This window comes from Prevotella sp. oral taxon 317 str. F0108 (assembly GCF_000162415.1).
Taxonomy (GTDB): domain Bacteria; phylum Bacteroidota; class Bacteroidia; order Bacteroidales; family Bacteroidaceae; genus Prevotella; species Prevotella conceptionensis.
The window spans coordinates 4,949-11,995 of record NZ_GG740083.1 but is presented as its reverse complement, the minus strand read 5'-3'; the positions used below and the strand labels follow the sequence as shown (position 1 = coordinate 11,995).

The following is a 7,047-nucleotide window of genomic DNA, read 5'->3' as shown; positions in this document are numbered from 1 at the left end:
CCCGTCCTTGTCATAGCCTATCCTGTCAATAACAACGCTTTCATGCCCCTGTTTATTGCCCGAAAGGCGAACTATTTGTCCTGCTGCATGGTAGGTACTACTTAATCGTTACTTTACTACACATGCTTATTTACCTCTTTGTACAAAGCACTACTTTGGATTTCGAGTTCTTCTTAATTTTCCCTTTGAATCTGCCCAGAAATATTCCTTGATATACACCTGAGCTCCCATTCCTGAATGGATTACAACATATCTTGTATTGGGACGAAACTTAATTCTCCGAAGATTTTTAGTAATACCATAACTGCTCATTTCCTCCACAGATAATTCAGACGATACGTTTTTAAAGTTTATTGTGTCACAACTCCTAGTGTCAAATTCATTTTTCTTTGTAATGAAGAACAGATGACTTTCGCTAGGATTTAGACAGTCAGACTCTATTTCCATATGTAAAAAGTTATGCACTATCAAAAGTTGCCGGCTCTCATCAAGTGAGAAACTATGATTCTCGTTACAAGCTATTAAGAAAGGCAACACCATAAAAATACAAACAGAATATATTTTCTTCATTTCTTTTTTATCGTGACGTATCTAAAATGGGGTATTTCCTCCTCTGTTTGTATTATAATCCATGTCCCAGAAATTCGTGTGCAAGTCCTTTTATAATGTGAATATAATATTACTGCCGTGAGAAAAATGATAACCATATACTTTATTTCTGCTTAAGGAGTGACCAGTCCACTTCCCGACCTTCATAAAATAATTTTTCTCCATCAGTAGCATATCTATTTCCAATATATTTAAATGACACAGGGTTGGCTTTTTCTATGATATATTCTTCAAAATAGCACCCTCCACCATCTTCCGCATCTTCACAAACAATTTTTAAAGGATAATATACCCTTTGTACATCCTTTGCATATCCTGTATTCTTACATACTTTAAATGATTTCGTATCCACACCTTTCAATGCTCGCATGTAAGCATGTAGATATACAGAATCTGCATAACCGCCATAGATGCTATCACCCAAACGTGTATAACCATCTATAGTTTCTCCTTCATAAAGTCTTACCCAATTTCCTTTTTCAACGTAGTTATGTTTCACTCTTGTGCAATTTGTAAAAACAATGCACATTGTAAGAGCCACTGATATGCGAAAAAACAGAATCATTTACTTAATTTCTTTATATGTATATCTTTTTAGGAATGGATTTGTCCATGACATAGGTGTAAATCTAACTACGACATGAGTACTAATAGGGGAATATTTATACAAATTGGCATCGCAAGCATAATGCTCATGCCCTATCTGCGTGGGAGCGGTGGAGTGGTTGCTGTCCCTCCATGAGGTTCTTCGGCCTTTCGGATGCCTTCGATGTTATGACGTTCGCAACATCCAAATATTGTCCACGGATCGTATTTTATTTTATGGGCATGAGATACACATTCACATGAATTCCCTCACAAAGGAACTATCAAATTGTTCGCCAGATGTTTCGTTTCTTATGAAACATTGCTTATTTTCCGAGTCTTTCAAACTTTCTAGAACCAATTCTTTGGAGTTAAGTGTTTGAATGGGAGCTTTTGTACATACTTTATTCTCATCTATTATAATTAAGGTGTCTTTGACGAGCTTATAACGTAAAAACATGACGGTATCTGAGATACAATCAAAAACGGCTGTAGAATCTCGGTAAAAGAATAAGTTTGCATATGTAGCAGTTCTGTAATCATTGTCCACAGCGCGCCAATGTCCTATAATATCTCCACCTACAATACGTTTGTCCTTTTTGGGGGTACAACATAAAAGAGATATCATGCAACTAAATATTACCATTGGGATTTTACTCCGAAACCCCTCCCAAACAAGCCTTTCCATCTTTAAAATTGTTGAATTTTACTGGACAAAGATACGATAAAATCTGAAATTCAGCCCCATTTGTCTGTGGCAAAACGTGGTTATGTCTCAAGAAGTAACCTGATGGCAGTCATTCAACCCATGCCCTACAAGTTGAAAACTAGCTGACCATGCCCGATTACTTCTGCGTTTCCATGGTGCAGTCCCAGTTGGCCGTGGACTGCATGCCCTTCAACCACTCGCGTTGGCGGTTGTAGGCGCACGTGTTTTCCGTATCGTTGCCCAAAGGCGCGTATTCCGTCCAATCGTTTTGTCTAGTTTTCAGCAAGAATTTTAACATAAAAAGTGGCCTTTTCGCCCACCAAACGCCCACCTTGCCGCAAAAAATCGATTCTCGCGGAGGTTTGTTTTGATGCAAAAAGGGGTTAGTTGTGCATGCAGGCAAAATGTATTTTTATTTAAACTGACCGCCACGAACACCTGTTTTTGGGCGATTTGCAGCAAAATGAAGTGCGTTTTGGTGCTAAACGCAGTGCAATATGCCGCTAAACGCAGTGCGTTTTGGTGCTATATGCAGTGCGTTTTGGTGCTAAACGCAAGGTAAAATGATGCAAAATGCAGTGCTAAATGCTGCAAAACGCGAGGCGAAAAGCATAAATATCCGCTGCAATGGTATAAATAAAACCTTTTAGATCCATGAAATACATGGCCGAAAAGGGCGAAATAGTGGTTGAAAAGTGGGTTTTTAGGGGTAAAAAGCGGGTAATTGGGCGTAATAAAGATATGAGGTGGCGACCAATCTAGAGAGGTAAAATGGTGCAAAATGCAGGCTTTGTTCTTAAAAGCGGACAAAACAAAAGGTGTGAAAGGCTAGAAATAGTGGCCATTTACCTACTTTTTAACCTTAATTTTCGCTAGAACGGAGCAAAAATTAGAGCCGCTTTGTAAAACAAAAGAAACAATTTAAGTTTTTAAGTTGATGAGGTTATGAGTTGATGAGGTTATGAGTTGATGAGGTTATGAGTTGATGAGGTTATGAGTTGATGAGGTCATGAGTTTGTGGGGGTTATGAGTTTGTGGAGTGGTAAGCTTGTGAGTTGATGAGTTGATGAATTTGTAAGTTGATGAGGTTATGAGTTGGTGGGTTGGTCAGTTTGTGAGTTGATGTATTCGTGAGCAGTTGGGCTTTCATGAGTTTATCAGCCAGCGAGCTGTTTTACCCTGCACTTCGTATATGAGAGGAGTTTTTATCTTGTGCTGGCATCACAAGGACAACAAACTCCTCTCAATTTGTAGAAACATTAAAAGTCAAGACAAATCAGACACATTGTTTTACAGATAGTTGCACGAAGTAGGTAGTTATTTCATTTCAGATTTACGCTAAGGTTTGCTTGTGATTCCGTGTTTGCGAAACTTAAGTCTCTTTATAATGTGTGTAACAAATTGATCTTGGATTGGTAAGGCATCTAAAAACAAAAGAAGATAAAACTTCCAAAATCAGTTCCACCATATGGATACAAAACCTTGAGATTGTTTGAATACAACTTAAGTTTTTCTAATGCAATTTTTGTATGTCGTATGTATCCATATCTATCATATTCTACGAATAAAGCCTTGTGCAAGGCATTTTTCAATTGTTCTTTATCAATAAATTCAGTTGAACAGACAAGTAGATTTTGCGTTTCATAGGTTTGCGAAAAAAGAAATTTAATAATACGTGTAACTTCTTTTTCCCCTTGAATCCTTAGGATACCTACAAATACGATGTAAGCGTTATCTATCGAAATGTGAAATATTGTAATATCATTTTCAAATTTGTATGAATCAAAATCAAAGCGAAAGGTCTTTCTAAGAAGAGGGGTATTTCTCATCGCTTTGGAATATATTATTATAGCAATATCTTTTATATCCCATTTTGATAAGAAACCGTAAAACTGGTTGGCGAAAGAAATATAATTTTCTTCTTTTGCATCCCCGATATAATCATAATCAATAACCTCTATTGCTTTTGCTTGCAATGATTGTATTTGAATAGGAATACTTAAATCTCCTGGCAAAGAATATTTTTTTAGTGTATACAGCATCACTTTTTCTTTTTTGGAATGTAAGGATAACGGTTATTCTCATTGGTTATACGAGGAGAACCTTTTCTTTGGTGAATATTATAAAGCGGTTCTTCGTCATAGTGATAATTGGTGCGGGATAGATGGTATAATCTTCCGTTTCGTGGAACCTCAGTGCAAGCCGAGTGGAAAAGGAGCTCGCTCGTTTTTCCGAGGCGCAGCCTGAAGTCGGGGATAGCCAAAGGGTGATTCCCTGTAGGGCACCATTGATATATACGTCTCGCCTCTCGACACATCCTCTACTAATGTGAGGCTGTCCGCATGGTTGTTTTTCGTTTCAAGTTCCTCTCATCTTTTATTTTCAAAGACAACAGCACTTTTAATGTAGGGTGTGAAAAAAGTATCTGGTCGTTCCATGATTTTTATTTTGGAATTTGAATAGTAGATGAATAGTCCATTGTGTAGGAAATTAAAAACAAGGTCGTATATAACCACCCCATCTAACACCACACTGTCAGTTGGATTTGTATTTTTCCACATAGATGCATCATTGTCGAATTCATACAAAGAAGACAAGTTGGAGATTATGTAGAGGCGGCAATTGTTTATATCTAAATACGATGTGCTTTTTTCGGGGGGAAGCAATCTTGGATAGCCAGGACCCAAAAAATAACCTGAAGTTTTTATTCCAGACATGGTTTGTTCCATTGCCTCAGTGAGAATGAATGTATTATACTGAGGATGACTATCCATGTATGAAACCACAATGCTGTAGACTTCATCTTTTAATTGGGCATGCACACCTTCCTTTTTACTTGATTTATAACAAGAGCACAATAGGATGGATAATAACATTATAGCCAATATACTTCTCATTTAGTTTAATTTATTTTTTTGTAGGATATCCTCTTAACCAAGATGATAGTGTTATTTTACCAGAAAGTAAATCTTTTCTCGGGTATATCCAAAGGGTGATTCCCTGCGGGGCACCATTTACATATACGCCTTCGAAGTCACCGTGGCTCTTGACGATACGCTCGCCGGCGGCATTGTAGGTGTGTGGCTTGTTTTGCCTTTGACCGACACAGCTGCATTTGTAGGCGGGTACGAATCTACCTATTCTAAATTCTCAGCTCGTTCATTTTAGAGCATACTCTCATTTGATAATGTGAAATGCCTCCCTAAGCGTGATTGGCTAATTGGCTTTCCTATAACACTGACCATATCGGCTGAGATCTCATCATTATGATATAGGTAGGAATGTGATACATTACCATTTTGTATTGGTATCATCTCTACGCTACTTTTATAGTAGTTAACGTTCCTTACTGTGTGACAGTCTGCAGAATTAAGGCAGGAAACTAAAGATTCAATATCTTTTGTCTTCAAGTTTAGAGCAGCCAATTTCTTTTGATACTTTAAGTGATTTCTTCTGACGTTTTCTAAAACATACTTTCTCTCACCTATTATATGAGGGATTAGAATAATATGAATGTCGTCTTTATAGTCGTTCAACTCTATTTGGACCTGGAATTTTTGTATAATGACAGATGGAATTTGTTTTTGATACAAAGAAACAAATTGAGCAAAACATTCTTCGTTCCGTATAAAGTTTTCTATCAAGTATTGCCTTGAACACGATGCACTTCTTTTACAGGAGTTACTAGCACTCAGTAGAAGCAACATCAACAATAATCTTATTTTCATTTCCATGACAAAAAAAATAAACGACGCCTAATGAGGACGAAATTCCACAAGGCATCATCATGATGTACCTGTTTAATTATTTCCTTGTTTTATAATAATTGAACCCTAACCTAATCCATCGGTTGTCTGTCGGATTGTCACCATATGGGGATCCTAATTCATAAATCGGAGTACCCCCCATAGCTGAAGGATTATAACCTGTGATAGTCATGGGTCTCCATGAGGCTGGAACATGAGGAGTTGACCTTTTCCCTGCCCTATAATCATCCTGCCATTTACTCATCTCTGTATCACCTGCCATCCTCATCATAAAGGTTTCAGCAAATGGGAATAGCAGAGCCTTGCCAACAACTCCAAAATGAAAATTATTAAGATCTTCTGCTCGATCATTCATCCCATTAAAACGAAATATTGTTTCTCCTAAATCTCCAGGACCTTTTTCTCCGTCCTTTCTATAAAATGCGATACCCAAAATATGACTTCGCAGATTATTACTCCTATTTGCGGGGCTTCTGTACTTATAATCCCATTTACCGTATTGCTGTACGTTCTTCTTAAACGTAAATGGATTCCAAATAGATTTTGCCTCGTCTACATTCTCTGCAAGCAGATTGTTAAACCACCCATTTGCATTTATTTTTCCACCCAGCTGTCCTATTGATTTCCCATTTAAGAATACTCTTAAATCCTTATCATTAGGGTTGTAGTGTTTTATATACCCAGAATTATCAATGACGGTGCTATCTCCATTTATATCAATAAACTTTAAAGGATTTCCTAAACAGTAACTATAGCAAGATGCAAATGGATACTTTTCTGCGTATCTGTCCACTCCATACCACAGACTCGTTACTGGGTTCATATACCTCGCCCCATAATAGTACAGCCCAGTTTCGGTATCAAGTTCCTTGCCATTGAACTTATACGGCATCTCCTTCGTAGACGAGTGTTCGTCAATGAGCAGTTCGCCATAAGGCAGGTAAGCATCGAACTGGGTGATGTTGGCCTTGGCATCGGTGATGTAGGAGGTGCTGCCGAGGTGGTCACTATGATAGAAGAAGATGTCCTCGGTGTTGGTTGTGTCCGTTGGGACATAGCCATAACCCGGCTGCGCATTGTCAGGGTCTTCGGGCTTGTTCCATTGGATAGGTGGACCCGGAGGCGTACCCGGCGTGGTGTTGCGCTTTGGTCGTTGCACCCAACCCTCGGGCACAGAGTGGTCGCCCAGTTCCCCGATGATGGTGTTGTAGCCATAACCCGTGTTGTCGGGATCTGCCGTTGCACCCTTCATCGTAGGCACACCCGGCGATGTGCCCAGCTTGCGGTAGTACTCCTCGCGCTGTTTCTCTATCTGCAGCATGCGGGCGGCATAGTCTTTCTGGCCTGCCGTAACGTTGTTGCTGCTGACGCCGTAGA

Annotated in this window: 6 protein-coding genes and 1 pseudogene; 1 reads left to right on the top strand and 6 read right to left on the bottom strand. The window is 38.8% G+C overall.

Going from position 1 to position 7,047, the window contains the following annotated elements; translation table 11 throughout:
- Positions 1-150 precede the first annotated feature (150 nt).
- Together HMPREF0670_RS14925 and HMPREF0670_RS14920 are read right to left on the bottom strand one after the other, a co-directional pair.
- Positions 151-570: a hypothetical protein gene (locus HMPREF0670_RS14925; protein WP_044078486.1), complete on the bottom strand. Its 420-nt coding sequence runs from the start codon at positions 568-570 to the stop codon at positions 151-153.
- Positions 571-712: 142 nt separating this feature from the next.
- Positions 713-1,108: a DKNYY domain-containing protein gene (locus HMPREF0670_RS14920; protein ID WP_198009325.1), complete on the bottom strand. Its 396-nt coding sequence runs from the start codon at positions 1,106-1,108 to the stop codon at positions 713-715.
- Between the two features lie 789 nt (positions 1,109-1,897).
- On the opposite strand from HMPREF0670_RS14920, the pseudogene HMPREF0670_RS17340 reads away from it, so the two are divergent.
- Positions 1,898-2,023: pseudogene (locus HMPREF0670_RS17340) on the top strand (IS5/IS1182 family transposase); the annotation flags it as partial.
- 16 nt (positions 2,024-2,039) lie between these two features.
- Here HMPREF0670_RS17340 and HMPREF0670_RS14910 read toward each other — a convergent pair.
- From HMPREF0670_RS14910 to HMPREF0670_RS16855, 4 genes are all read right to left on the bottom strand, one after another.
- The gene (locus HMPREF0670_RS14910; protein WP_009231967.1) at positions 2,040-2,201 is read right to left on the bottom strand and encodes a hypothetical protein; all 162 of its coding nucleotides are present in this window, start codon (positions 2,199-2,201) and stop codon (positions 2,040-2,042) included.
- A 1,126-nt stretch (positions 2,202-3,327) separates the two neighbouring features.
- Positions 3,328-3,945, bottom strand: a complete 618-nt coding sequence (locus tag HMPREF0670_RS14905; RefSeq protein ID WP_009231966.1) for a hypothetical protein — start codon at positions 3,943-3,945, stop codon at positions 3,328-3,330.
- A gap of 327 nt (positions 3,946-4,272) precedes the next feature.
- A complete protein-coding gene (locus HMPREF0670_RS14900) occupies positions 4,273-4,800 on the bottom strand; it encodes a hypothetical protein (protein ID WP_157579679.1) in 528 nt (175 codons plus the stop codon).
- 907 nt (positions 4,801-5,707) lie between these two features.
- The coding region (locus HMPREF0670_RS16855; protein WP_198009324.1) for an RHS repeat domain-containing protein at positions 5,708-7,047 on the bottom strand (1,340 nt) is incomplete at its 5' end.